General features: G+C 54.7%; 23 protein-coding genes. 8 read left to right on the top strand and 15 right to left on the bottom strand.

Going from position 1 to position 24,312, the window contains the following annotated elements:
- Positions 1–23: 23 nt before the first annotated feature.
- From BL107_RS12590 to BL107_RS05635, 3 genes are all read left to right on the top strand, one after another.
- Positions 24–281 carry a hypothetical protein gene (locus tag BL107_RS12590; protein ID WP_156779393.1) on the top strand — a complete coding sequence of 86 codons (258 nt, stop codon included), beginning with the start codon at positions 24–26 and terminating at the stop codon, positions 279–281.
- A complete protein-coding gene (locus BL107_RS05640) occupies positions 281–1,423 on the top strand; it encodes an acyltransferase (protein WP_071984228.1) in 1,143 nt (380 codons plus the stop codon). The genes BL107_RS12590 and BL107_RS05640 overlap by 1 nt, the downstream gene beginning before the upstream one ends.
- A gap of 129 nt (positions 1,424–1,552) precedes the next feature.
- Positions 1,553–2,848: a chloride channel protein gene (locus BL107_RS05635; RefSeq protein WP_009789310.1), complete on the top strand. Its 1,296-nt coding sequence runs from the start codon at positions 1,553–1,555 to the stop codon at positions 2,846–2,848.
- Here BL107_RS05635 and cbbX read toward each other — a convergent pair.
- The 13 genes from cbbX to BL107_RS05570 all read right to left on the bottom strand — a co-directional run bounded on the left by cbbX (position 2,745) and on the right by BL107_RS05570 (position 16,112).
- The gene (gene cbbX / locus BL107_RS05630; RefSeq protein WP_009789309.1) at positions 2,745–3,650 is read right to left on the bottom strand and encodes a CbbX protein; all 906 of its coding nucleotides are present in this window, start codon (positions 3,648–3,650) and stop codon (positions 2,745–2,747) included. The genes BL107_RS05635 and cbbX overlap by 104 nt on opposite strands.
- Complete coding sequence (locus BL107_RS05625) at positions 3,634–3,885, bottom strand: 4a-hydroxytetrahydrobiopterin dehydratase (protein WP_009789308.1); 252 nt, start codon at positions 3,883–3,885, stop codon at positions 3,634–3,636. Before BL107_RS05625 ends, cbbX begins: the two co-directional genes overlap by 17 nt.
- 32 nt (positions 3,886–3,917) lie before the next feature.
- Positions 3,918–5,054, bottom strand: coding sequence for a CO2 hydration protein (locus tag BL107_RS05620; RefSeq protein ID WP_009789307.1), 1,137 nt, complete (start codon positions 5,052–5,054; stop codon positions 3,918–3,920).
- Positions 5,051–6,541: an NADH-quinone oxidoreductase subunit M gene (locus tag BL107_RS05615; protein WP_009789306.1), complete on the bottom strand. Its 1,491-nt coding sequence runs from the start codon at positions 6,539–6,541 to the stop codon at positions 5,051–5,053. Before BL107_RS05615 ends, BL107_RS05620 begins: the two co-directional genes overlap by 4 nt.
- Before the next feature lie 8 nt (positions 6,542–6,549).
- Positions 6,550–8,394, bottom strand: a complete 1,845-nt coding sequence (locus BL107_RS05610) for an NAD(P)H-quinone oxidoreductase subunit F (protein ID WP_009789305.1) — start codon at positions 8,392–8,394, stop codon at positions 6,550–6,552.
- Positions 8,395–8,506: 112 nt separating this feature from the next.
- Positions 8,507–9,031, bottom strand: a complete 525-nt coding sequence (locus BL107_RS13295; protein ID WP_009789304.1) for a BMC domain-containing protein — start codon at positions 9,029–9,031, stop codon at positions 8,507–8,509.
- Between the two features lie 52 nt (positions 9,032–9,083).
- Entirely contained in the window at positions 9,084–9,335 is a 252-nt protein-coding gene (locus BL107_RS05600) for a carboxysome peptide B (RefSeq protein WP_009789303.1), read from the bottom strand.
- Positions 9,335–9,649: a carboxysome peptide A gene (locus BL107_RS05595; protein WP_009789302.1), complete on the bottom strand. Its 315-nt coding sequence runs from the start codon at positions 9,647–9,649 to the stop codon at positions 9,335–9,337. Before BL107_RS05595 ends, BL107_RS05600 begins: the two co-directional genes overlap by 1 nt.
- 2 nt (positions 9,650–9,651) lie before the next feature.
- On the bottom strand, positions 9,652–11,400 hold the full coding sequence (locus tag BL107_RS05590) for a carboxysome shell carbonic anhydrase (protein ID WP_037988152.1): 1,749 nt from the start codon (positions 11,398–11,400) through the stop codon (positions 9,652–9,654).
- A 7-nt stretch (positions 11,401–11,407) separates the two neighbouring features.
- Entirely contained in the window at positions 11,408–13,753 is a 2,346-nt protein-coding gene (locus BL107_RS05585) for a CsoS2 family carboxysome shell protein (protein WP_009789300.1), read from the bottom strand.
- A 104-nt stretch (positions 13,754–13,857) separates the two neighbouring features.
- Positions 13,858–14,199, bottom strand: coding sequence for a ribulose bisphosphate carboxylase small subunit (locus tag BL107_RS05580; RefSeq protein WP_006853347.1), 342 nt, complete (start codon positions 14,197–14,199; stop codon positions 13,858–13,860).
- A 119-nt stretch (positions 14,200–14,318) separates the two neighbouring features.
- The gene (locus BL107_RS05575) at positions 14,319–15,731 is read right to left on the bottom strand and encodes a form I ribulose bisphosphate carboxylase large subunit (RefSeq protein ID WP_009789299.1); all 1,413 of its coding nucleotides are present in this window, start codon (positions 15,729–15,731) and stop codon (positions 14,319–14,321) included.
- Between the two features lie 69 nt (positions 15,732–15,800).
- Positions 15,801–16,112, bottom strand: a complete 312-nt coding sequence (locus BL107_RS05570; protein ID WP_006169870.1) for a BMC domain-containing protein — start codon at positions 16,110–16,112, stop codon at positions 15,801–15,803.
- Between the two features lie 346 nt (positions 16,113–16,458).
- On the opposite strand from BL107_RS05570, the gene BL107_RS05565 reads away from it, so the two are divergent.
- On the top strand, positions 16,459–17,040 hold the full coding sequence (locus BL107_RS05565) for a non-canonical purine NTP pyrophosphatase (RefSeq protein WP_006169869.1): 582 nt from the start codon (positions 16,459–16,461) through the stop codon (positions 17,038–17,040).
- A 5-nt stretch (positions 17,041–17,045) separates the two neighbouring features.
- Here the strand turns inward: BL107_RS05565 and BL107_RS05560 are convergent, their stop codons facing one another.
- The gene (locus BL107_RS05560; RefSeq protein ID WP_009789298.1) at positions 17,046–17,834 is read right to left on the bottom strand and encodes a hypothetical protein; all 789 of its coding nucleotides are present in this window, start codon (positions 17,832–17,834) and stop codon (positions 17,046–17,048) included.
- A 113-nt stretch (positions 17,835–17,947) separates the two neighbouring features.
- On the opposite strand from BL107_RS05560, the gene BL107_RS05555 reads away from it, so the two are divergent.
- The 4 genes from BL107_RS05555 to bchL all read left to right on the top strand — a co-directional run bounded on the left by BL107_RS05555 (position 17,948) and on the right by bchL (position 22,965).
- Positions 17,948–18,337, top strand: a complete 390-nt coding sequence (locus BL107_RS05555) for a hypothetical protein (protein ID WP_006169802.1) — start codon at positions 17,948–17,950, stop codon at positions 18,335–18,337.
- 660 nt (positions 18,338–18,997) lie between these two features.
- Entirely contained in the window at positions 18,998–20,236 is a 1,239-nt protein-coding gene (locus BL107_RS05550; RefSeq protein ID WP_037988787.1) for a ferredoxin:protochlorophyllide reductase (ATP-dependent) subunit N, read from the top strand.
- A gap of 57 nt (positions 20,237–20,293) precedes the next feature.
- Complete coding sequence (locus BL107_RS05545; RefSeq protein ID WP_009789296.1) at positions 20,294–21,916, top strand: ferredoxin:protochlorophyllide reductase (ATP-dependent) subunit B; 1,623 nt, start codon at positions 20,294–20,296, stop codon at positions 21,914–21,916.
- A gap of 158 nt (positions 21,917–22,074) precedes the next feature.
- The gene (gene bchL, locus BL107_RS05540; RefSeq protein ID WP_009789295.1) at positions 22,075–22,965 is read left to right on the top strand and encodes a ferredoxin:protochlorophyllide reductase (ATP-dependent) iron-sulfur ATP-binding protein; all 891 of its coding nucleotides are present in this window, start codon (positions 22,075–22,077) and stop codon (positions 22,963–22,965) included.
- A 380-nt stretch (positions 22,966–23,345) separates the two neighbouring features.
- Here bchL and BL107_RS05535 read toward each other — a convergent pair whose 3' ends face one another.
- A complete protein-coding gene (locus BL107_RS05535) occupies positions 23,346–24,302 on the bottom strand; it encodes a protochlorophyllide reductase (protein ID WP_009789294.1) in 957 nt (318 codons plus the stop codon).
- Positions 24,303–24,312 lie beyond the last annotated feature (10 nt).

The following is a 24,312-nucleotide window of genomic DNA, read 5'->3' as shown; positions in this document are numbered from 1 at the left end:
CATTTTGGAGCTGAACTGGACCAATGTCACGGCAACGTGAACATGGAGCCAATGTCCACCAACCATTGGAGCTAAATCGTCAGTGGAGCTGCAGCACGATTTGTGATCTCAACAATACATTTCAACACTGCATCAAAATGACCAATCAAAATAATGAATACACTGGCAAAAGACAAACCATCAAAAAGCCTCCAGAGCCTTCTCCTTCTGACCACAAAAAAGCAGCCAGATCAAAGCAGGCAAGAACGTTAAAAACATCTAACTCAAAAACAATCGATTAATGGAATCACTGATTCAAAATAAACAACGACATAGGAGACTTTTTTTCGATCAGATCAAAGCAATCATGATCACTTTGGTGATCGCTTCCCATACTGTTCTACTCGCAAGCCTGTCGTCCAAAGGAGTCGGCCAACTCATCAAAGACGCACCACTATTCGAGGGATTCAATCTTTGGTTTGTCTGGGTATGCAATACATTTTTCATGAACATCTTATTTTTAATATCTGGATATCTTTTGCCGCAATCGATTCAAAAACAAGGCCTTAAGAAATTTGTCAAAAACCGTCTAATTCGCCTTGGAATTCCTTTAAGCTTAAGCATAATCTTGATCAACAATATTTTACCAATTGGCGGATTACTTGTACCCGATAGCCCTGCATTCGACCAGGTCTTTACAAGCCTCCCTCTCAACAGAATCGGACCACAATGGTTTCTACTGGTCTTGATTATTTTCAATGCGATGTATTGCCTATGGGCATGGCTACGCAACACTAAATTTTCAATCAATCAGAATACACCCGTTCCAGGATGGAGATCTTGGCTCATCAGTGCCGTCATTCTTGGAATAATAGAGATGGGAATGAGCCATTTCTCAAACCTTTGGATCAACCTGAAGGAGACGAACCTGGATGGGCTGGGATATCAAGGTATGCACCTCTTCACCTATGGATTTCTCTTTGCCGTTGGCTGCAAATCAGCATCCCATCGTTGGCTTGAACGGATCAATCAACGTTTGGCATATTCATGGTTTCAAGCCTCACTGTTAATTAGCTTGACCTTTCTTGCCGTCATGGTTGCCACAATTCTGATGGGCAACAATTCCTACTTTCTTCAGCAGGCATGGCCAATCTTATCGGCCTTCATTCCATTCGTAGGCTGGGGGTATATGGCTATTTTTCTGACTTGGACTCAGCACCATGAGCACATTGGCGGAGCGTGGTTGGCCGAAGCAGGACGAGATGGCTTTGGCGCCTATTTGATTCACATGCCCGTCCTCTATGGATGTTTTATGCCCCTCTACCTGTCAGGTGTAACCAACATCTGGATCCTGGGCCCATCGGCCACGATTTTGGCCATCGTTCTGTCGTTTTGGGGAAGTCATCAATTACGAAACATTCCTGCCATCCGTCGCATCATCTAATCCTTATCACTGCCAACAGACCAATCAGATAACAAGACGCCTTCAAAGACAACACCGACTGAAAAGACAACTACCCGTCTGCGCAGGCATCAGCGACACTCAGACCAACACCTCTCTCACCCTCCTCTGGTGAACCGTCTCCTAGTCAACAAACGTCTGGTCAACCAACTGCGCTTCAGCCTGATGGCGTTGCTCGCCGGCGCGGCAAGTGGGGCTGGCGTGGCATTGATCATCAGGCTGATTGATCTCGTCACACAACAGCTTTGGGGCGGTCCGGTTGAACAGGCCCTCGGCCAAGCGCCACCCTTGGCCTGGTCGGTACTGGTCTGCGGAGGCGTTGGCTTGCTTCTCTCTTTGATCCATCGCGGTGGTCCTTCCACCTTGCTGCCCGAACTCCCAGAAACCATGGAGGACTTGCGGCATCCAGACCAAGCACCAAAACGGAACGAGCGCAGGGCCCTTCTTGGGGCAGCCCTTGCCCAGATCGGTGGCGGGAGCATTGGTCCAGAAGCCTTGATGACGCGCCTCGCCACATTGATCAGTCGGTGGATCTGGAAAGGCAAGGATCATGCTTTGCAGTCGGCCTCTGTGGCAGGCAGCTTGGGATTTTTCGGCGCTCCTCTCTTAGGAGGCATGGTTGTCGGTGAGCGGAAACAAGACGTTCTTCGCCGTTGGATCCCTGGAATTCTGGGGGGTCTTAGTGGTTTCGCTGCGTTCCACGGCATTAATGAAGCCAGCGGTGGGTCTCTCAAAAACTTGCCTTACGTCTGGCCCTCCAACATTGGTGAAAGTTTCGACACCCTTGTTGCAGCTGTTTTAGCTGGGGCCGTTGGTTGCGGATTAGGACTCATCTTCCTGAGATGGCGTCACTGGCTGAAACAACAGCGGCTCATGGCGCACTGGTGCTGGTGGCCTCTGATCACCGGAGTGCTACTGGGTGCCTTGATGCATTGGCTTCCCCTCGTGCCCTTTGGTGGCGAAGAGCAGATGCGGCCTCTGCTGGAACACCAACAAAGCCATCCCACCGCGCTGCTGTTCCTATCCGCCTTCAGCAAGCTATTGATACTGGGCCTTTGCCTCGAGACAGGCTGGCGTGGTGGGATCTTTTTCCCTGTTTTTCTGATTGCCTGTGCCACCGGCACGGGGTTCCATCAAATGTTTCCAGACCTAGGCAGTCTCGGGAGTTGGTGCGGTGGGCTCACTGGCGCCTTCTATGGAATGCTCTTGCCGTCGCCACTGGTGGTTGTTGTGCTGGGCCTGGCTTTACTTCAGGGGCATGGGGCCAGTGGTCTACTGGTGGGAGTCGCCATGGCTCACCTGATCAGGCAGGGGACAACCCTGGGTGATGTCCCTCCACCTCCCCAGCGAACACCCGACTCGCACGAATGTCCGAAGCCTCAATGGTCATCAAGTCGTCCTTTGTGAAGGCCTCTCCCATTCGCGCAAACAATCGATTGGCCTGACGCAGCCGTGCACGATCGATGGCATTACGAATCGATCGGGCATTGGCAAAAAAGGGCAGCTGGCGGCGTCGACCGATGTACTCCTCAAAGGCCTCGTTCGCTTCAGGACTAAAGCAGTAGTGCTGAGCTTCAAGCAACAAATCTGCAATAGCCATCAACTCTGGATCGCTGTAATCAGGGAAATCAAGATGGTGAGCCACCCGTGATGAAAGGCCTGGATTGGAGCTGTAAAAAGTCTCCATCTTGTCTTTGTAGCCAGCAAAAATCACGACAAAGTCCGTTCGTTGTCGCTCCATTTCCTGCAACAGGATCTCAATCGCTTCGGCGCCATAGTCCCGCTCATTACCTGGCTTGTAGAGGTAATAGGCCTCATCGATAAACAGCACACCACCCTGGGCCCGCTTGATCATCTCTTTTGTTTTTGGTGCTGTGTGCCCCACATATTGACCAACAAGATCATCCCGGGTCGCCGTCACCACATGCCCTTTTCGCAAATATCCCAGACGGTGCAGGATCTGCGACATGCGCTGCGCCACGGTGGTTTTTCCTGTGCCAGGACGCCCCGTGAAGGACATATGCAAACTCGGAGCTGTGCTGGGGAGATCCATCTGTTGCCGAGCCTGATCAACAAGCAACAGAGCTGCAATCTCACGAATCCGCGTCTTCACCGAGGTCAGACCAATCAGCTCACGGTCCAGCTGCTCTTGAACATCGGCGACCCCAGATTCGGCATAGGCCGCCGCTAAATCAACGGAAGAGGGCATCAATCTCTACCGCAAAACTGCGATCAGCATCCGTCAAAGCAGCATCAGTCGCGTCCGATTCGGGGCGGAGCGTGATGTTCACATACGTTTTTCCAAAGCTGATGTCGGGGAAGCGTTGGGTTGCCTCACTGAACTCCCCGAGGCGATCCAAGAAATCCCTGGTGGCGTCGTAACTCTCGAATTCATAGCGGCGCTCAAGACAGACCGGACGCTTGCGTTCCTGCCACTGATCCATGCAACGTACCGAGACCGAGCTCTCCCTAAAACCTAGAGGAGCGCTCCCCGTTGACAGCCCATCAACCGACCCGACCAAGCATCGGCATAGGCGCGGTTGGCAGCTTGTTCATCAGCGTCGGAGGTATCGAGGGGGTGGGGCATTGTTCCCGCAATCGCTCCGTTAGTGACACAGAACATCGACTTCTGGAAACTGACGCAAATTTGAACGTGCACATCGACTTGACCACGGCCGTGATCGTCGTACCAACGGCTGAGTTCCTCAGGCAGATGCCGGAACATGTCTTTCATGCAAAGACTGGGGGGAATTCCAGCTCCCATACTTGGAATCGGATCGGCATAGAGAGCGCCGTACTTGAAATCGCTGATGTCTGGTGAAATCTGACGAGCCTGGGCGTTGTACGACACGGTGCCGAGGAACGGCATTCCTCTGAAAAAAACCGCTTCCACATACGGAACGGCGACGTCAACCAAAAACGTAAGTCCGGCTTCCGGAGGCAACACCCAGATTTTTTCTCCCGCAATCTCCACTTCATAGGTGATTGGGTTCGCCGCAGCGGCGACAAGCCCATCACGGATGTGATGCACCACATCATTGACGCAGGTGACTTCCTTAATCGCATAGCGACGAGCCAAATCAACGAAGAGATCACTCATCACCCGCCAGAACAAGCCCAAGCAGTAGATCGTGGTGAGAGAGCGGATCGACTCCGGAGCAAACCCTGGATACAGCTTGTTGGTGAGGGCCAACAAAGGATCGCGCTGGGACTTTCGCTGGATAATCCGCTGGCAAACATCCTGAAAAGGCTCACTATCGAGATAGGCATCCAGCCCCCCGGTGCCATGCCAGAACATCGCTTTTTGGCAATATTCGGCGTATTCAAAATTAATTCGATCACCGAGAAGGTGATCCCAGAGCCGCTGTGGCGTTAACCCCTCGTGGAAAAAACGGAAGATCGGGAAAGGGTTGAGCAACTGCTTCTCTCCTTGATCCACCAAGTTCTTGCTGTAAGCGTCAAGAACGATTCCATAGGTCTCCAAGACATTCACCACCTGAACGAGATGGTCTTGCGTATCCGCCAACAACGGGGTGTCGGACAACAGGCGCTTGATTAACTCCTCTTGATTGGGGAGGACAGGGGCGGTAAGTGGTTTCACTGTTGTGGTCATGACAGTCCTCCGCTGAGTTGACTCAGTCCCGTCGTGGCCGCCTCGCTGAGGTTAGACAGCAACTCCGGAGCCAAACCAAGAGCAAGAACACCAAGGCTCAAGGCAATCGCTGGCACCTGCTCGCGCAGGGCAACGGGATCCAAGATGCGTGGATTGGCGACCTCGCCTGGAGCAATGGCCAGACGGCCAAAGAAGGCGCGGTTCACCAACAACAGAAAATAAACAGCGGTTAGGCCCGATCCAACCATCGAGAGAAGGGTTGCCACGGGGAACGGTTGCAAACTGCCTCGGAAGATAAGGAATTCTGAGATAAAACCAGCCATACCAGGAATACCCGCACTCGCCATCACGCCGATGATCATCAGGGACCCCGTCAACGGAAGGCCCCGTTCGGGGTTGAGAAGGCCCCGTAAAACATTGAGATCTCGCGTTCCGGTCCGGGCGTACACCACGCCCACCAAAAGAAACAACACGCCTGAAATCAATCCGTGACTGATCATCTGGAACAGCGCTCCCATCAATCCCAGCGGAGTCGCCGCTGCTGCTGCCAACAGGACATATCCCATATGGCCAACGGAGCTGTAAGCCACCATCCGTTTCATATCCGTTTGGGCAATGGCTGCCAGCGACCCATACAGCACTGAAATGGCTGCCCAAGCAGCCAGCCAAGGGGCTGCGATCTGCCAAGCCTCTGGGAATAAACCCAAGCAAAAACGCAGCAGACCGTAGGTTCCCAACTTCAACAGAACACCGGCCAAGAGCACGGAAACTGGTGTGGATGCTTCCGTGTGGGCATCGGGTAGCCAGGTGTGGAAGGGGAACAGCGGGATCTTGATGCCGAAACCAATCAGTAGAGCTCCCATGAGCAGGAACTGGGCTTTCAATCCCAATTCACCGCTCAGGATCGGCCTCAGGCTGAAATCCATCGTTCCGGTGACAAAAGCAAGCCCCAGGAACGCGCCAAGAATCAACATTCCCGACACAGCCGTAACGATCAAGAACTTGGTTGCGGCATAGGAGCGATTCGCCCCTCCCCAAACAGCAATTAACAGCCATAGAGGAATCAGCTCCAATTCATAGAAGAGGAAGAACAGAAGCAGGTTTTGAGAGAGAAACGCTCCATTCACCGCACCACTAATCACCAGTAGGAGGGCGAAATAAATCCTCGGTCGGTTGTCAATCGATCGCGAGGCCACGGCTGCCACCAAACACAGCACGGCATTCATCAGCACCAGTGGCAGCGACAAGCCATCCACAGCCAGGGCGTAGTCCAGACCGATGGAGTGCACCCAGCGAGCCTGCTCGACTAGTTGAAGGGCTGCATCCGTGGGGTCGAAGGGAAGCAACAGAGCAAAACTGGCAACGCATTGCAGCGCCAAGATCACAATCGCGCCGATCCGAATCCGTTCGCTGCTCTGGGCCGTTGGCCAAAGCAGTAATCCGAGAGCCCCTGTGAAAGGGATAAGAAGTAGGAGCGAGAGGAGCATCAGATCAACTAAGTGAGGAACCAACTCACTGCTGTGAGAAAAAGAACAATGGCCACCAGAACCGTGAGCACATAGGACTGACTTTGACCGCTCACACTGAGCTTGAGGCCTTCAGCACTCTGCAAGGACAAGCGAGCCACACCATGAAGGACGCCATCGACAACGTTGCGGTCAAACCAAGCCGCAAGCCTGGAGAAAGCACCGACGACGTTGACAATCGTGAGTCGATAAAAGCGCTCGGTATAAAAGTCGTAGGCCAGTAGATCCTGAAACCAGCGCAGTGCTGGATTCAACGACCGCGACCAAGCTTTGCTTAAAGGGATTAATGCGCCGGCCAGCAGGCCAATCAAGCCACTACCAACAACGAGTCCTGCCGCCCATAAGGGAAAGGCCAGCAAACCATCGAGGGATTCAAGCCGCACCAGAAGAACAGGCGTGAGAAGAACCACGACAGACAAGGCGACCATCGGCAGCGCCATCTGCCAGTTCACCTCGGCGGCTCGACGGGATTTGATCAAAGCATCACCCAAGAACACGTGCCGGAAGACGCGAACCAAGCCCAAGGCCGTTAGCGCATTGGTGATTAAAAACACCGCCATAAACGGTATGGAGCGGACACTCAACAATTCGATCGACTGGGCAAAAGCGAGAAATCCACCCAGAGGCAGGAAGGCGACCAAGCCAGCGCCACCGATGATGAACGACGTGGTTGTGGCAGGCATCCTGCTGCCCAAACCACCCAGTTCGGTGATGTCTTGGCAGTTCGTAGCTGCAATCACGCCTCCGATGCTCATCGACAGCAACGCTTTCGAGACGGCATGGGAGAACAACAACAGCAACGCCAAAACAGGAATTTGTAAGGCAATCGCGATAAAAACCAAGCCCAAGTGAGCCGTTGTGGAATACGACAGGGTTCGCTTGATATCCACCTGAGCCAAGGCCACCAAAGAGCCGCCAATCGCACTGATGCTTCCGATCACCAAAAGCACCGTCAATGCCACCGGAGAGTGCTGAAGGATGGGCATCACCTTGAGCAAAACGATGGCGCCACAGGTCACCACCACGGAATTCCTCAAAATGGAAGCGGGATTTGGCCCCTCCATCGCTTCATCCAACCAAAGATGCATCGGGAACTGGGCGCACTTCCCCATGGGCCCTGCGATTAAACCGAGACCCAAAAGTGTTGCTGCAAGAGGTGAAAGGGAATCAGTGGCAGCCCATGCATAGAGATCGTTGAATCCCATCCCTCCGGCAAAACTGCATAGGGCCACTACGCCCATGAGCAGAAGCACATCACCCACACGTTTGGTGAGAAAGGCGTCCCGCGCGGCAGTAATCACCAGGGGCTGGGCGTACCAAAAACCCACTAATAGGTAAGTCGAGAGGGTGAGCATTTCCAAGAGGAAATAGCTCTGGAAAAGTGAGTCGCTCAGCACCACTCCACTCATCGCTCCCTCAAAGAAACCGAGCAGTGCAAAGAAACGAGCCAAAGCCCATTCCTTATCCATATATCCAAGCGAATACACCTGGGAAAACAGGCTCAAGCCTGTGATCAGCTCGAGGGCGACAAGGTTCGTCAGCGACAAGCTGAAGCTAATGTCCAGCTCCAAATCCGCAACTGTGAGCCAGGGATAGGAGAGGTCAACAGGTCCGGACTGAAACACCTCTTGGAGAATCAGGCTGCCGTGCACAAAAGCCAGCAGCGTGAGCAGGATATTGAGATAGGCCGCTGGCCGATGAGCCACACGACGGAACAAGCCTGCCGCCCAGGGCAGGGACACAAGCATCCCGACGAATCCGTACAACGGAATCATCCAGGCGGTTAGCAGAGAGAACGAAAGCTCCTGATTCAAAACGGCAAGCGGGATCGCAATCGGGCAGGTCGTTGATCGGGCCGAGAATCTAAGTGTGGAAAGGCCAATTGGAGGCCTCTTGTTAAACCAGTTTCATCGGTGATTTGTGAGTTCAACTGCGACGGATCGCTCCTGAGCCAACAAGAGCTGGCTCAACACCATCGTTGGGGCGGGCAATGATGTGGGCAGCCACGAGGCCGTCGCCAACGCGCTCGCAAGCATCAGCACCGGCGCGCACTGCAGCATTCACAGCACCGGTCTCACCACGCACCATCACGGTCACATATCCGCCACCGACATACTCTCGGCAAACCAAGCTCACTTCCGCTGCCTTGGTCATCGCATCAGCGGCTTCAATCGCGGGAACCATGCCGCGGGTTTCAATCATCCCAAGGGCCACTCCACCCACCCGGCCGTTCGAGCCTGCACCGGATTGGGCCAAGCCACCACCCCTCGGTGGTGTTGTGGCTATGGATTTCGAGGCAGGGCTCGACGACTTCTGAGCGGACTGAGCGGCCTTCGCCTTTGTAGTCGCGCCGGTGGTTGCTGCAGCCGTGGTCGCAGCAACCGGCTTCACATCAACGGTCTTGTTAGCAGCAGTGCTGCGACGGCGAGGTGTGGAGGAAGGAGTAGCCATAGCTGGTAAAAATTGGATGCAGAACGGAGGCGGAGGAGAGGAGGGACAGTCCCTATCCGTCCGGCGTCCAGTGGTCGATGATCCCGCCGATGGTGAGATCGGTGAGCACGGTGTTGTCTGGGCAGGCATGGCGCGCAGCCGAACCGCTGGCGGTGAAAACCCAGTTGCCCTTCCTGGCGCCCACGGGATCAACGGCAACCAGTTTCTTGCCCTTGTTGTTCACAAGAATGCGCAAATGCATGTGATCCAAACCGGCAACGCGGAAGGTGCAGATCAACGTGTCAGATACCTGCATGATCTCCATCAGGCTGCTGGGCCTCCTGAGGATTTAGTGGAGGGGGAAGAACTGGGGGAAGGAGACGCTGTCTTCGGCGGATCGGGTTCCCAATGATCGATGATCCCGACAATGGTGAGATCGCTGGGATACGACTTACTTCCAGCCGCTTCTCGAGCGGCTGAACTACTCACACAAATCACCCAGTCGCCTGGCTTGGCACCGACGGCATCGACCGCGACTTTTTTGGTGCTGCCATCAAGCACAACCTGCAAGTGCTTGTGCTCGAAATCTGGAATGCGATTGGTAGAAACCAGTGGCTTAATGACCTTGACGATGAGCATGATCAGTGAGCCTCCTGAATCTGGGGGTCGAGCGTAGAGCCGATGACCTCGGCGGTTGTCGCTTGATGTCGGTCGCGAACGGTCAAGCACGTGTGCAGCAAACCGTCTTTGACCAAATCGGAATAACGATCTGCGATGGCTTGATTCACACGCCAACAATCGGCAATGGCACGATCACGAGCACCGGGAACACGCCCCGAATAATCGAAGCGAACCAGCACCGGAATCGGTAAATCTCGGGACACATTGAGTCCCCGAAAAATTTTGACGCCCACATCGAGATCAGGGGCACCTTCCTCGACGGTGTCGAGGTGGGCGAAATAGGTGAGATTTCGAAGGTGCACTTCTTTAAAGCCAATGCCCACACCAATAAACCGCTCGGCATGACCGGCATCTGGATAAGGCGCTCCATGCAAATCCTGCACGTAATCAATCTGTGAGCAGTTGTTGGCTAATAAACGGGTCACAAAAGTGACCATGCCAGGCTCCATCGGACCTGGAGCAGCAGATTCCAAAGCCTCGGCCAATTGGGCCATGGCCTGATCCGGAGACATCCCTGCAGTTGCGGCATGGAGCTCGCGAGCACAAACCCAACGATCCAGCACCATTTCACTGTCACGATTCGGTGGATGAACCCGAATCGCATCGGTATCGGTATCAAGACCGATTAGAAGAAGATCAACGGATGCACCACAACAGAAGCTGTTTTCAACGGCTTCTCGAAAATCCAAGAGACGCTGAAGACCTGCTGATGCCGCCAACGCGTCGTTACTGCCATGGGCAGCGCAACCTTGATGATGGGGATCAAGGGAACTGAAGTGGTACGTGACCACCTTGAGGTAACGAGTTGGTTCCGTGGATGGATTGGGCTTTCCCTCCCGATGGCGGCGATGCTCTGTTTTCACCCAGCGATTCACCGTGTTTTCCACGTCGAACATCGCTCCTGCGTGGGAACGGCGACGAACAGCGCTAAACGGAATCCGCAACGCATAGGCGACCGTGTGAGCTAAGCGACCATCAGCACAGGGCGTCACATCCAAAAGATGAATGCCGCAATCGAGCAAGAACTGCTCAAATTCTTGGGCAGCAGCACTTCCTTCAGCGCCCTGCAACGGGTCGTCCTGAAAAAAGCGATCACTAAACAGGCGGTGGCTTTCGAACACACACCAGGCGAACAAGCCGCGCATGTCGAGGGGACGCACCCAAGCCCGTTCGAGGATGTGGCTGGGCAAATCAAAGCCCAGCTCAGCCCGACTCAAGCGCTGTGCTTGAACCAGGAAATCGGGCTCATGCTGGAGAGCGGAGACTTGCTGGAGCAGGGGAACAATGCGATCAAAGCGACCCTTTACATCCTGTTCGTAAGTACGAAGACGTTCGTTGGCAACCTGATTGGTTAGGGGGTGTTGACGAGAATTGAGAGGCAGGGAAGAACGACTGAGGTTGAACGGCACTGAGCGAGATGGTGCCTGATCCCGTCTCACCCATCCCGGTTGCTGGGGAGTCGGACGACGCTTGTCGCGTCCAGTGCGAATACGGCCAGCTCCAAGGGAACCCTGCACCACAACCGCAGCTTTACCAGCCGTTGTTAAAGCGCGTCGACGTTCGAGGGCGGCACTGCGAGCTGAACCGGTTGGCGTATTGGAAGTGGGGGAGCGATCCGTTTGATCGGAACGCTCTTGCTGCAACTGACGTCGACTCGGAGCCGTAGGGGCCTGAGCTCGCCCGCTGCGGGAAGGCATAGAGCGAACCATCAGCAGATCAGCCCCTGGCTCCGCCGGAAAGCGTGATCAAAGAGCCCTTGTCAGTGCTGCCACTGGATCCAGTGACACGGCTCATCGGCCACTCGATTTCATCATTGCGCTTGTTGTCCTTCGGAGCCATGGCACTCATCGGACCGGGACGGGTGGGGTTACGACGACGGGCCGAAACGCCTTCTGTACCGGTGACGTGCTCTCCACGATCCCAGTCATCACCTGTCACCTTGGTGGATGAACCTTCACCAGTCACCCGGGACACAGGCTTGGCAGGTTCTTTGTCGACCTGGGGAGGCATGACGGTGGGTTGAAACTCGCGGGTTTTTTGCTGACGGGTCTGGAACTCACGGTTGTCAAAGCGAAATTGCTCTGTACCGGTCACTTTCCCGCCAGCCAGGTCAAAAGGGCCAGTAATCCGTTGGCCGTCCTCATAAGACGTACCGGTGACAGAAGACGTTGCATCCCTCTGGAGCTGAGCTGCCCGAGCTGGCGATACAACGCTGAAGCTTGTCCATGGAGATCCGCTATCGGACTGCCCATGGCTCTCGGCACCAGCGGGAGCATCGGCTCCGCATGCCGCGGCCAGCTGATCACCACCGATGTAAGGCGTACCAGAAATCACTTCACAAGCACCGCGCTCAGCGCCAGTCATCACACCACCAATACCGGGCTGAATCCCAGTCATGGGAGCTGCTGGCGTACCAGGACGCGATGGCGTGCGTTGGCGAATGGCTTGAACCGCAGGGGTACCGCAGTACTGACCGGCTTGCTCAAGACCTGCGTAGGGCGTCCCGGTCACGGCTTTACAAGTACCGGGTTCATCTCCTGTGACGCGCTCCGACCGTCCTGTTTGGGTTCCACTCACCACCAGGTTGCGGTTGGTGACGCTGAAACCCACTTTGGGAGCTTCGGCTTGTGGCTTCGCACCACAGAAACCATTGACCTGTTCGGCACTGATGTACTGGTCACCAGTGACGCGATGACAAGATCCGAACTCATCACCGGTGACGGCGGACGAACGGCCGACCATCGTGCCGGTCACGCCTGTTCCAGAGAGGGTTTCAGACAAACCAACTTTGGTCGCTGGGCGTCCCTCAGGCAGGGGTTCAGACCCCAGGTATTGATCACCGGTCAGGCTGCGATTGGCGCCGGCCTCATTTCCGGTGACGTTGGACGACTGGCCGACCATGACGCCACTGATGGGTCTGCCCTGTTGGCTTTGGCTATGACCCACCTTGCGAGGGGAAGGGTTCGAACCGCCGCAATAGGCAGCGGATTGGTTGGCGGAGATGTACTCGGTACCGGTCACGCTCTTGCACGTACCGGGCTCATCACCCGTCACTTTTTCAGAACGACCAACTTCATTACCGGTGACCCGATTGCCATGGGTTGTGGCAGAGACACGAACCTTGGCAGGAGTGGTGGATTCCGGAGTGGTCTTACAGAAGGTCTGGAAGACCTCGGCCCCTAAATATTCAGTTCCCGTAATCGAACGGCAGGTGCTGGCTTCGTTGCCGGTGGTCTTCACCGAGCGATTGGCTTGCGTGCCGGTAACAACTTGTCCAGCGGAGGTCTCACTTTCACCAACTTTCCAATGGGCATCAGCAGCGGCTGCCTGCTTAGCGCCATGACGATTGGGTCCAGATGGACGCGTGATCCCCGCACTTTGTTTGGTGCGAGAGCCGGACTTGGCACGAAGTTCACGAACCTGCTGGGCGAGTTCGCGGCTGGTGAGGTCTGGATTGGCCTGGCGGGCCACTGCTGCAGCGCTCGTGGGCTGCTTACCAGCAGTTTTTCCATGCTTCGACATGGCATCACGACGAGCCAGAACCAAAGCGCGACTCGGATTTTCAATCGCACGACGCTTTGGTGTGGATTGACGCCTCTCGCTGGAGCGTCCACTCAACTGAACGGTGGCGGCAGCACGGGATGGCGGAGCAGATGACTCAGTCGTGGCTGCTGGCGCAACAACTGCTGAAGTAACAACTGGGGTCTGGCGAGCAACGTCAGCACGATTCCGATCACTGGTCTTGTCGGCCGTTTTCCCTCGGCGTGAAAGTGCTTCTCGACGGGCAAGCACCAATTCACGACTGGGATGACTGACAGCCTTAACGCGGGATCGCGGAGCTGACGATGGCGTCAATGTCTGCTGACGTCGCGGAGCTACAGCGACGGCAGGTGTTGACGCTTCAACAACGGCATCCGATGCATTGGCATTGGTACGTGTTGAACGAGCGTCAGCCGCTATGCGAACACGACCCGAACCGGAGGCAACCGAAGCCTTCTTCCCGGAGGTGGTGAGGGCCTTACGGCGCTCAAGTGCTAATTCGCGACTAGAAAGTCTGGCCATGTCCGCCCGAGAGTGTCGTCAATAAGTGAAGGGAATCTTTCCCTTCGAAAAGTCTTGAGCCCTGATCAAAAAGATCAGGGCTCTTTCGTTGTGGGAACGAAAGATCAGCGTCCTTCGAACACCACGAAGCAGGAGCCTTGGCCCTGGGTGTAGGCGTCGTAACCAACGATGCGAACGTGATGATCGGGGTATGCGCGGTGGCAAGCCTCGAGCTCACTAACAACAACGTTTAAATCCTTCTCGCCAAAGAAGGGAAGCTTCCAATACGACCAATAAGTGGCCATGGAATTGGAGGGGTGGACGTGCTCAACGAGCGGGCTCCAACCCTGGGCAATGATGTACGCGATCTGGTCATAGATCTCGTCCTGGGTCATCGGCGGAAGAAAGCCGAAGGTCTCCAGGGTGGCGACTGTTTGATAGTCACCCACGGTGCTCTGAAAAGGCATGGGGATCCTGGTTTAAGGAAAAGTGAGTGACCGGATATCCCAAAGAATTGGATTGAATCCGGTCGGAGTTATGACAAAAGGCGGTGGTTGGACGACGTTGATGCCGTCCAACCTGCCGATCACTGGACGTCGAGCTTGTCGACGGTGTCGAACTCGAACTTGATCTCCTTCCAGGTCTCGAGAGCGATAGCCAGCTCGGGGCTGTGCTTGCCGGCTTCCATAAGGATGTCGCGGCTTTCTTTCTCGATCTCGCGACCGGCGTTACGTGCCTTGACGCAGGCCTCAAGGGCGACGCGGTTGGCAGCAGCACCAGCTGCGGAGCCCCAGGGGTGACCGTGGGTACCACCACCGAACTGCAGGACGGAATCGTCTCCGAAGATCGCCACCAGTGCGGGCATGTGCCACACGTGGATACCACCGGAAGCAACGGCGAACACACCAGGCATGGAACCCCAGTCCTGATCGAAGAAGTTGCCGCGGCTGCGGTCTTCAGGAACGAAGGATTCACGCAGTTGGTCGATATAGCCGAGGGTGGTCTGACGATCACCTTCCAACTTGCCGACCACGGTGCCGGTGTGAAGCTGGTCACCACCGGAAAGACGCAGGCACTTCGCGAGAACGCGGAAGTGGATGCCGTGCTTGGGGTGACGGTCAATCACAGCGTGCATGGCACGGTGAATGTGCAGCAGCATGCCGTTCGCACGACACCACTTCGACAGACCGGTGTTGGCGGTAAAGCCACCGGTGATGAAGTCGTGCATGATGATCGGCTGATTGAGTTCCTTAGCGAACTCAGCGCGCTCATACATCTCTTCGGGAGTGTTGGCGGTCACGTTGAGGTAGTGACCCTTGCGCTCACCGGTCTCCTGTTCGGCCAGCTTGATGGCTTCCGCAACGAATTCGAAGCGGTTCTGCCAACGCTGGAACGGCTGGGAGTTGATGTTCTCGTCGTCCTTGGTGAAGTCCAGACCGCCACGCAGGCACTCATAGACAACACGGCCATAGTTCTTGCCACTCAAGCCAAGCTTTGGCTTGATGGTGCAACCCAACAGAGGACGGCCGTACTTGTTCATACGGTCACGCTCAACGGCAATGCCGTTTGGTGGGCCTGCGCAGCACTTGATGAATGCAATCGGGAAGCGAATATCTTCCAGACGCAGGTGGCGCAAAGCTTTGAAGCCGAACACGTTGCCGACCAATGAGGTCAGAACGTTGGTGATGGAACCCTCTTCGAACAGGTCGAGGGGGTAAGCGATGAAGGCATAGAACGCCTCCTTGTCACCAGGAACGTCTTCGATGCGGTAGCAACGGCCCTTGTAGAAGTCGAGGTCGGTGAGGAGCTCGGACCACACAGTGGACCAGGTGCCGGTTGAGGATTCAGCAGCCACAGCAGCGGCAACTTCTTCCTTGGGAACACCTTCTTGGCCGGTGCACTTGAAGCAGGCCAGGAGGTCGGTGTCTAGGGGAACGTAATCAGGAGTCCAGTAAGTGTCCCTGTACTCCTTGACCCCAGCGTCGTACTTCTTGCTCATGGGAAATCTCCGTTAATCGGTGAAGAGGGGGGTGAGACGTGATGGCCTCAATTGAGGCTCAGCTAGGTCTCAGTCCTTTTGACCAAGGAAATTGCCATTGCCCAATGCAGGCTCCACTTCGCGGTGGGGGCGAGCAATGATGTGAGCAGCAACCAGGCCGTCGCCCACACGCTCGCAAGCATCTGCACCTGCACGCACTGCAGCGTTAACAGCGCCGGTTTCACCGCGGACCAAAACGGTCACATAACCACCGCCGACGAACTCACGACCAATAAGACGCACTTCGGCGGCTTTGGTCATCGCATCAGCGGCTTCAATTGCGGGAACCAGGCCGCGAGTCTCGATCATGCCGAGAGCGATACCCATGGTTTCGTTAGCCATTGCCTACCGGAAAGAGGTTTGGAATGTTCGCTCGGGACATTGCTCTGCCAAGACCCTCGCCGTCAAGCGTTTCCAGAGTCGATCTCGATCACTGTCCATACTGAACTTAATAAGCTTTGCTTATCAGCCTGTCCCTGACTGTTCCGAACTGCTGTGGGAAGTCCTGTATGGACTTCCGCATAGTTCGTTGCCGACGCCTTTGTAACGGCATAGCTTTACAAATCGCAGTATTTCTTGGTGCTTCGAGCGGCCTGAAATTTCACGTCTTTTTCACTGTTGCTGCCAACGGAATAATCGTTCTCAGCTCTCCTAAGCACAGAATGGGTATCTCATCCCTGGGTCACCTTTGAGCCAGCTTTTGACCATCGCTAGCGGCAACCCGAGCAAGGTCGCAGAGATCGAAGCCATGCTCGGTCCGCTTCCCCTCGTTGTTCAACGCCAACCCGACGATTTGGACGTTGAGGAAACAGGTGACACCTACAGAGACAACGCGGATCTGAAAGCAACGGCCGCAGCCCTACGAACCAAAGGTTGGGCCCTAGCCGATGATTCCGGCCTGGAAGTGGATGCTCTTCAGGGAGCACCGGGCCTCTATTCAGCCCGGTATGCAAGCGGCGATCAGGCCAAAGTTCAACGAATCCTCGATGAATTAGGCAACAGTCCCTATCGAAGCGCCTGCTTCAGAAGCACGATGGTGCTCAGCGATCCGGCGGGCAACTGCGTTGCATCCGCTGAAGGGGTGTGCTGGGGAGAGATTCTTAAATCGCCTGCCTATCTCAATGGCGGGTACGAGTCGTTGCTCTGGGTGCGCGAAGCCGGCTGCACCTATGGCCAACTGAATGGATCACAACTCAGTCGACTGGGAAGTCGAGGCAAAGCAGCTCGCGCCTTGGCATCACACCTAAAACAATATTTGAACCTTCACTGAGAAACTCAGCGATAGGACGCGCTGCGATTGACCGTCTCAATCGCACGCATGGCGGCAGCGGCAGCCTCCTCAACATCGCCCTCACGTCCAGCCAGAGTCAGTCGCCCAAAAGCGCCGACAGCCTTCACATCCACAAGAGTGATGTTCGATGATTTTTCAGCTTCATTCGCCGCGATCAGCACGTAACCAGCCGGCTCTGTTTCGAGAATGAACATGCTCATGCCCGCCTCGATCATCGATCCGCGGCGGTTTTGGCGATTGATCAGTACGGCGTGATCAGGCGTGATCGCACGAATCACCTCAGTCCAGCTCACCTCAGCTGGATTGCGCTGGGCAATGGTGCTGCCGATGGCTTCGAGAACGACATCGCCGGAATGCAACACCGTGCTCTGGTCACGGTGGTAGAGGGCCATCGAGCCGAAAGCCCGTTCCACAATCATTTGGCCCAGACGAACGTTGCTGGCCTTAAGGGCAATATCCGTGACGCGGTGAACAGCCATCCCTGGCGACACTTCCATCCAGAGGCAGGCATCGCCGGGAATTGGAAGAAATCCCTGACTCACCGTTCCCATGTAGGCCGCCAGTTGCGGCTGAAGCGAGTCGATAAAAACGTATGTACGCAGCTCGATGGACTGAACATGGCTGTTTTGACGCAACAACCGCGGCGATTCTGAGTCGGTTGTGACCACGCAACTTGCACCGGCAGCAGAAATCTTCTGCACCTCTGTTCCAGTGACGAGCGAGCTACCACCAAGCCGCCGCTCCCGTTCCTCGAAGCTGGCGAATCGGGTCATCGCGAGAGTGTAACGGACGATTTATTACCCAAACCGGCCGTCAATGGTTCGACCCTGCGGTCTTGCGTGTTGGAACCCAAGCGATACCGTCCAATTAATCGATCCTTTGACCAATGGCGACCGCGGATCAAACCCCTACCAATGCCCTTGAGATCAATGCCGATCAAGCCCTAGGCATGGTGAGCTTCGGCTTGATGCAACGCTTGGCGCAAGATGGGCAAGTTGACTTGCCTTGGCTCGAAACGGGCGTCAACAGCACCACAGAACGAGCCCGTCAACTGCGTCAACGGCTCGAGCTGACAGCCCTGGCCATCGATACTGGTGCCCCATTAACGACAGCGGAAGTGACGATGTTGCTGGGAGCACGACCCGGCACAGAACGGGTGGAACGCGGCGGGCTGGTCGCTCGCCGCGTGAGTCGCAATGTTTGGAATTTGAGTCGGCTTAACAACACAGGGCGTTCGGAGAATGAGCGTTATGACGGCTTTCGGCGCCGGCTCTGATCAACACACTGACGTCGCGCCTAGATTTCACGATGATGGGCAACATCAATCTCACCCAAACAAATTGATTTGGGTGAGATTTTTTATGCACAAATTCATACCCACTTTGCGGATAGCACTAATCGGCAAACACTCGCCATCCGATTTCCATCGCCAAATCTCTCGACCCCTTTACATCAAGATTTCAGCACTAGAGTGATCAAAATTACAAAATCAATGAACCACAAATTCAAAGCGTCCTCGCCTTGAAACCATGATATCACAGGAGATTTTGATCTAGAACTCAACGACTGTAATCAGTGATTGATCATCAAAAAGAATTTATTTTTTAATCCGACATGCGCCAAGAGTAAAGCTTAAAAAGATCTTAGCCCATCAATAAATCGAGACAAACTCCACTCTCTACACAACACTATTACAACAAGAACGACGACAATGCCCATAGGCCGGAAAGCATCTTTGATCGCTCTCGAGCCTGAAGGGGTTATCAACAGTGCTGCGGTTAAGCATCACCGTCGACAGATCTTGTCTTCAATCCAAATTAATTAATAGAAGAGTTGCTGCCCACCCAGGCAACCGATCCCAAAGAGTTTGAGAACTATTGGGCCAAACAGCCTTTTCCTCATCACATTGAAGTCAGGTTCTTCGATGGAGCGGCCGATGTCCGGCCCAACCCTGCTTAAGGAGAGTGGACCGCGGGAGGTGTTCTGCGGTCTCACGTCGATTGTTTGGCTGCATCGGCGCATGCCAGATGCTTTTTTTCTGGTTGTTGGATCACGCACCTGTGCTCACTTAATCCAGAGCGCAGCGGGCGTGATGATTTTCGCTGAACCACGCTTCGGCACAGCCATCCTGAATGAGCGCGATTTGGCCGGTCTGGCCGATGCCCAAGAGGAGCTGGATCGCGTCGCCAAAGAGCTGCTGCAACGGCGGCCCGAAATTCGAACGCTGTTCCTCGTGGGCTCATGCCCAAGTGAAGTGATCAAGCTGGATCTCTCGCGAGCTGCGGAACGCCTGACCGACGAGCTGCAGGGTCGTGTGCGGGTCGTGAACTATTCCGGCAGCGGAATCGAAACCACCTTTACGCAGGGGGAAGACGGCGCACTTGCGGCTCTAATTCCGTTCCTTCCGTCGTCTGATGAACGCCAACTCCTTTTAGTGGGAACGTTGGCTGACGCGGTGGAGGATCGGCTTGTTCATCTGTTCAACAAGCTCAACATCAACGCGATCAAGAGCTTGCCCCCAAGGCAATCCACAGACCTTCCCGCCGTTGGCCCTGGCACCACGGTGCTGCTGACGCAGCCCTACCTCACAACAACAGCTCGGCTGCTCAAAGATCGCGGTGCTCGTGTGCTGACTGCTCCCTTCCCCCTCGGTGCCGAGGGCAGTCGGCGGTGGATGGAAACAGCAGCACGAGATTTTGAGGTAGATGAGGCGCAAATCGACAGTGTTCTTTCCCCCTTAATGGAGCGCGCTCAGATTGCCCTGGCTCCCCATCGCGAGGTGTTGAAGGGGAAGCGGATCTTCCTGTTACCTGAATCACAACTCGAACTTCCCCTTGCCCGCTTTCTTCAGCGGGAGTGCGGGATGGAACTCGTTGAGGTGGGTACGCCTTATCTCAATCGCGACCAAATGGCAGAAGAAATTGCCCTGCTACCGGAAGGCACACCGGTGATGGAGGGACAACACGTGGAGCTGCAATTGGACCGCGTTCGCGACAGCAAACCGGACCTGGTGGTTTGCGGCATGGGTCTCGCCAATCCCCTTGAAGCCGAGGGGATCGCCACCAAATGGTCGATCGAACTGGTGTTCAGCCCAATCCATGGCATCGATCAAGCCGGTGAGCTGGCCGAACTGTTCTCAAGACCTCTGCGGCGACATCAACTCCTCGCGCATTAACGACGACGAACACCGCATCGTTACGCCTTTTTTTAGCCCCCTCGTTTGTGATCTCCCATGGAATTAACGCTCTGGACCTATGAAGGCCCCCCCCATGTCGGGGCGATGCGCATCGCTGCATCGATGAAAGGCGTGCATTACGTCCTCCATGCACCCCAGGGAGATACCTACGCGGACCTGCTCTTCACGATGATTGAACGGCGCGGAAAAAGACCGCCGGTCACCTACACCACATTTCAGGCTCGGGACTTAGGCGGCGACACGGCAGAGCTGGTGAAGCGCCACATCCGTGAAGCCGTTGAACGCTTCAAGCCCGACGCCCTGCTTGTGGGTGAAAGCTGCACAGCAGAATTGATCCAAGATCAACCAGGAGCCCTTGCGGGCGGGATGGGCTTCGAGCTTCCAATCGTGAGCCTCGAGCTTCCGGCCTACAGCAAAAAAGAAAATTGGGGCGCATCGGAAACGCTGTACCAATTGGTACGAGGACTCCTCAAAAATCAAGAGGTCAACAGCGAAGGCCATAACCCAAAGGCATGGAAGGACCAGGGGCGTCGCCCCCGCGTCAACTTGATCGGTCCATCGCTCCTCGGATTCCGATGTCGCGATGATGTGATCGAAATCAGTCGACTTCTCGCCAGTCATGGCATTGATGTCAACACTGTTGTGCCTCTCGAGGCCACGGTGGCCGACATCATGCGGCTTCCAGAAGCCGATCTCAATGTCTGCCTCTATGCAGAAATTGCCGAATCCTGTTGCAGCTGGATGGAGCGGCAGTTTGGGATTCCATTCACCAAAACCATGCCGATCGGCGTGGGCGCGACAGCTGATTTCCTCGCAGAAGCGCACAACCTTCTTGGCATGGAAGCACCCGATGCCCGCGAAGGCGAGCACAGTTCCAAGTTGCCTTGGTATTCAGCATCGGTTGACTCGACTTATCTCACCGGCAAACGGGTGTTCATCTTTGGAGATGGAAGCCATGTGTTAGCCGCGGCCCGAATTGCCAGCGAAGAGCTGGGCTTTCAGGTGGTGGGGCTCGGCACCTACAGCCGAGAAATGGCACGGCCAGTCCGGGCGGCAGCCAAAGCTCTTGGCTTAGAAGCCCTGATCAGTGACGACTACCTGGCGGTGGAAGCTGCCATGGCAGAAGCCGTACCAGAGCTGGTGCTTGGAACACAGATGGAACGCCACAGCGCCAAACGGCTGGGCATCCCCTGTGCCGTGATCAGTACCCCCATGCACGTTCAAGATGTGCCCGCACGTTTCAGCCCTCAAATGGGCTGGGAAGGCGCCAATGTGATTTTCGACAGCTGGGTGCACCCATTAATGATGGGTTTAGAGGAACACCTGATTGGCATGTTCCGCCACGACTTTGAATTCGTCGATGGGCATCAAAGTCATCTTGGACACTTGGGCGGACTGCAAAGCGCCCAGGTGGACGACGTTCCCTCGATTGAGGAGAACGCTCCTGAGAGCAGTGCCACTGAGTCCAATGGATCATCCGTGGCTGTGGCGACAGCCAGCCTGGAATGGACGGTTGATGGCGAAGCGGAATTGAAAAAGATTCCCTTCTTTGTGCGGGGCAAAGTGCGCCGCAACACAGAAGCCTTTGCCAAAGAGAAAGGGCTCAATCGGATCAACAGCGAAACGCTCTATGACGCCAAGGCGCATTTCAGCGCTTAGCTATCAAAAGAAACCGTTTATTGCATAAGTATTTATCACCAACATTGCGGAAAAAACTGTGAGCGAACACACACTGTTCAACCACTTATGTCAAAACAACTCCGAACAATGCAGACGGGTCAACGCTGACCTTGAATACAAGTAAATAGTTGACCTCAATGACAACAACACTGTCGCGTCCGACGGACGGAGAGGGAAGTGTTCAGGTCCAACAGGACCCGTCGATGAAGATTGAAGAGGGTGCGCTAGTTATTGCTGTGTATGGCAAAGGTGGAATCGGTAAGTCCACCACGTCATCCAACTTGTCAGCAGCATTTTCCAAGCTGGGCAAGCGCGTTCTACAGATCGGCTGCGACCCCAAGCACGACAGCACCTTCACCCTCACCCATTCGATGGTGCCCACGGTGATTGACATCCTTGAGGAAGTCGATTTCCACAGCGAAGAGCTTCGTCCCGACGACTTCGTCTTCACTGGCTACAACGGTGTGAAGTGCGTTGAAAGTGGTGGCCCCCCAGCCGGAACAGGCTGCGGTGGCTATGTGACCGGCCAAACGGTGAAACTCCTCAAAGAGCATCACCTCCTGGAAGACACGGATGTGGTGATTTTCGATGTGCTCGGCGATGTGGTTTGCGGAGGTTTCGCAGCCCCGCTGCAGCATGCCAACTATTGCCTGATCGTGACGGCTAACGATTTCGACTCCATCTTTGCGATGAATCGGATTGTGCAGGCCATCCAAGCCAAGGCAAAAAATTACAAAGTTCGTCTTGGCGGTGTAGTTGCCAACCGATCGGCTGACACCGATCAAATCGACAAGTTCAACGAACGCACTGGCTTGCGCACCATGGCCCACTTCAAAGACGTGGATGCCATCCGTCGCTCACGCTTAAAAAAATGCACCATCTTTGAGATGGACGACGACGACGAGGCTGTTGAAGCCGTTCGTAACGAGTATCTACGATTGGCCCAGAATATGCTCGACAAAGTCGAGCCGCTGGAAGCTGTTTCCCTCAAAGATCGCGAAATCTTTGACCTACTTGGATTCGACTAGGCAAAATTCCGGCAAGGCATGGATTCATCGCCACGACCCCAATGCAAAGACTTTTTCTAAGCATTGGGGCGAAAAACCTGAACGACTTAGGCTGACTCATTTATATCTCGACATCCCGAAAACTTGCTCCAGAAAAAATACATTATTTGGCAGATTTCTATATATCCTTTTATTGCCAACCCAAGGACGCCTAAACCAACGTTTGAATAACGACTTCAAGACAGTAGATTTAAGGCAAAAAATAAACGCCACCTCTAACAGCGAAACACTGAATAAATCCCGTCAAACTTATAAATCAATAATACAAACATGGATTGAAGGATCAGGCCACAACGGAATCCAAATCCCACAACATTGACTTACCCATCAATCGATTCTCATTATGGAAGGCCTACAAGTTGTTTGGACAAGTCCCAAACACTTGATGCAGTCTCTGGATCTGTAGCCTTGTCTGATAACTCTTGACTAAATTGCTGACCATCTTTCTTCTGGCGATTTCCCCAACTCCAATGCACACCAGACTCTGCAAAATCTGGATCCGCCACAACTTGAGCAACGCGATCTCCAGCTAATGCTTGGGTGACATAGCCGCCGGTGATATTTTTTTGGAACCAAGGAAAAATTGTTTGAAAGGCCCTCGGGGTATTGCGAAACAATGGTGAATCTGCAACACAGCCTGGATAAAGCGAACTAAATGTAATTCCCGTGTCTTGATGTAGTCGTTGGTGTAGCTCCTGGGTCGTAATCATGTTGCATAGTTTGCTGTCTTTATATGCCTTACCAGGCTTGAAGGGTTGGCCATTCGCCATCGCGATGGGATCCAAGAAACCCTGATAAAAACCAGAAAGATCTCCCAAGTCAGCTGGAGCAGGAATCGGAATCTTGCCACCCAATTCTTTGGAATTTGCTGTAACAGTGCCAAGGATCACTACTCGACGAGAGGGATGTTTGGAACCCTTCAAACGATCGAGCAATAAGTGAATCAGTAGAAAGTGGCCAAGATGATTTGTGGCCATAGACAGTTCATATCCTTGCGGCGAACGTTCGGGCTGCTTCAACTTCGGCTTGTAGACCGCGGCATTACAAACAACGGCATCAAGGGTGGCAGGAAGACTTTGCACAGCCCGACGCACACTCTCCAAATCACCGAGATCCATCAGAACGTGCTGGAGACGTTCTTTCGGGATCCCCAAATCATCTGCCGCTGCCGCTGCCCGCTGAGGACTTCGATTCGCTGTGATCACCTGCCATCCACGGGAGGCCAAAGACTTGGCGGTGTTTAGGCCAACACCCGAGGTGGTGCCCGTGATCAGAACAATGCCAGGAGTACTGGTCATGGCAGAACCT

Source organism: Synechococcus sp. BL107 (genome assembly GCF_000153805.1).
In the GTDB taxonomy this organism is placed as follows: domain Bacteria; phylum Cyanobacteriota; class Cyanobacteriia; order PCC-6307; family Cyanobiaceae; genus Parasynechococcus.
This window is presented reverse-complemented; position numbering and strand designations above follow the sequence as displayed.

What these genes read in the sequence shown, in the direction of transcription:
- BL107_RS12590 (WP_156779393.1), top strand. Translation starts at nt 24, where the DNA reads ATGTCACGGCAACGTGAACATGGAGCCAATGTCCACCAACCATTGGAG.
- BL107_RS05640 (WP_071984228.1), top strand. Translation starts at nt 281, where the DNA reads ATGGAATCACTGATTCAAAATAAACAACGACATAGGAGACTTTTTTTC.
- cbbX (WP_009789309.1), bottom strand. Translation starts at nt 3,650, where the DNA reads ATGCCCTCTTCCGTTGATTTAGCGGCGGCCTATGCCGAATCTGGGGTC.
- BL107_RS05625 (WP_009789308.1), bottom strand. Translation starts at nt 3,885, where the DNA reads ATGGATCAGTGGCAGGAACGCAAGCGTCCGGTCTGTCTTGAGCGCCGC.
- BL107_RS05620 (WP_009789307.1), bottom strand. Translation starts at nt 5,054, where the DNA reads ATGACCACAACAGTGAAACCACTTACCGCCCCTGTCCTCCCCAATCAA.
- BL107_RS05615 (WP_009789306.1), bottom strand. Translation starts at nt 6,541, where the DNA reads ATGCTCCTCTCGCTCCTACTTCTTATCCCTTTCACAGGGGCTCTCGGA.
- BL107_RS13295 (WP_009789304.1), bottom strand. Translation starts at nt 9,031, where the DNA reads ATGGCTACTCCTTCCTCCACACCTCGCCGTCGCAGCACTGCTGCTAAC.
- BL107_RS05600 (WP_009789303.1), bottom strand. Translation starts at nt 9,335, where the DNA reads ATGGAGATCATGCAGGTATCTGACACGTTGATCTGCACCTTCCGCGTT.
- BL107_RS05595 (WP_009789302.1), bottom strand. Translation starts at nt 9,649, where the DNA reads ATGCTCATCGTCAAGGTCATTAAGCCACTGGTTTCTACCAATCGCATT.
- BL107_RS05590 (WP_037988152.1), bottom strand. Translation starts at nt 11,400, where the DNA reads ATGGTTCGCTCTATGCCTTCCCGCAGCGGGCGAGCTCAGGCCCCTACG.
- BL107_RS05585 (WP_009789300.1), bottom strand. Translation starts at nt 13,753, where the DNA reads ATGGCCAGACTTTCTAGTCGCGAATTAGCACTTGAGCGCCGTAAGGCC.
- BL107_RS05580 (WP_006853347.1), bottom strand. Translation starts at nt 14,199, where the DNA reads ATGCCTTTTCAGAGCACCGTGGGTGACTATCAAACAGTCGCCACCCTG.
- BL107_RS05575 (WP_009789299.1), bottom strand. Translation starts at nt 15,731, where the DNA reads ATGAGCAAGAAGTACGACGCTGGGGTCAAGGAGTACAGGGACACTTAC.
- BL107_RS05570 (WP_006169870.1), bottom strand. Translation starts at nt 16,112, where the DNA reads ATGGCTAACGAAACCATGGGTATCGCTCTCGGCATGATCGAGACTCGC.
- BL107_RS05560 (WP_009789298.1), bottom strand. Translation starts at nt 17,834, where the DNA reads ATGACCCGATTCGCCAGCTTCGAGGAACGGGAGCGGCGGCTTGGTGGT.
- BL107_RS05555 (WP_006169802.1), top strand. Translation starts at nt 17,948, where the DNA reads ATGGCGACCGCGGATCAAACCCCTACCAATGCCCTTGAGATCAATGCC.
- BL107_RS05550 (WP_037988787.1), top strand. Translation starts at nt 18,998, where the DNA reads ATGTCCGGCCCAACCCTGCTTAAGGAGAGTGGACCGCGGGAGGTGTTC.
- BL107_RS05545 (WP_009789296.1), top strand. Translation starts at nt 20,294, where the DNA reads ATGGAATTAACGCTCTGGACCTATGAAGGCCCCCCCCATGTCGGGGCG.
- bchL (WP_009789295.1), top strand. Translation starts at nt 22,075, where the DNA reads ATGACAACAACACTGTCGCGTCCGACGGACGGAGAGGGAAGTGTTCAG.
- BL107_RS05535 (WP_009789294.1), bottom strand. Translation starts at nt 24,302, where the DNA reads ATGACCAGTACTCCTGGCATTGTTCTGATCACGGGCACCACCTCGGGT.